The organism is Dietzia sp. 111N12-1 (assembly GCF_001658045.1).
GTDB lineage: Bacteria > Actinomycetota > Actinomycetes > Mycobacteriales > Mycobacteriaceae > Dietzia > Dietzia kunjamensis.
This window is the reverse complement of record NZ_LSSV01000103.1, coordinates 1-901: the sequence shown is the minus strand read 5'-3', so window position 1 is coordinate 901 and position 901 is coordinate 1. Positions and strand designations below refer to the sequence as shown.

The 901-nt window shown below is 57.5% G+C and carries 1 protein-coding gene; it reads left to right on the top strand.

The window, feature by feature from the left end; all coding sequences use genetic code 11:
• Positions 1–159: 159 nt before the first annotated feature.
• Positions 160–901: FAD/NAD(P)-binding oxidoreductase (locus tag AYO52_RS18030; RefSeq protein ID WP_172812198.1), on the top strand; the 742-nt coding region annotated here is incomplete at its 3' end.

The window sequence follows — 901 nt, the reverse complement described above, 5'->3', positions numbered from 1 at the left end:
CTGGGACCAGGTCGGCGAACACCGGGTCATCGATGGCATCGACGCCAAGGCCGAGCAGTGGATCCTAAAGGGAGACCCTCCATCCGCTGTACTTATATACCTTGGGGGGTACATTGCGGGGTGGCAGAACTGCCACAGCTGCTACGAAAGGCTTCCAACATGAGCACTCACCATGCAATTCTGATCATCGGTGGAGGCAACGCGGGAATCAGCCTGGCCGCCCGACTGCGCCACGCGGGACAGGAGGACGTCGGTCTCATCGAGCCCAGCGATACTCACTACTACCAGCCATTGTGGACCCTGGTCGGCGGTGGATGTGCTCCACAGGAGGAATCTAAACGCTCGGAGTCCTCCGTGATCCCTCAGGGTGTTGCGTGGATCAAAGACGCAGCCGTCGATATTGATCCGGAGGCACAAACAGTGCTATTAGGATCCGGAGGTAGGGTTACCTATGACTACCTAGTCGTCTGCCCAGGTATTCAGCTTGATTGGAATAAGGTGCCCGGTATGGCCGAGGCTGTCTCGTCGCCGTCTGCGTCGAGCAACTACGTCTACGATCTCGCCCCGAAGACCTGGAATCTGATCAAGTCCACCCGGTCTGGGACGGCTATATTCACCCAACCTTCTGGCCCCATCAAGTGCGCAGGGGCCCCTCAGAAGATTGCGTACCTTGCGGCTGATTATTGGCGGAAGAAGGGGGTACTTGACGACATCCGTGTCGTGTTGGTCCTTCCAACTCCAGGAATGTTTGGGGTACCAGTGTTCGCCGAGGAGCTTGAGCGCGTAGTCGCCGAATATGGGATCGAAGTCCGCAAGAACAGTGAGATGGTCTCGGTAGATCCTGAGACGAATACGGCGACCATCGCGGATAATTCTGGCTCTTCTGCTGCATCCGTGGGTG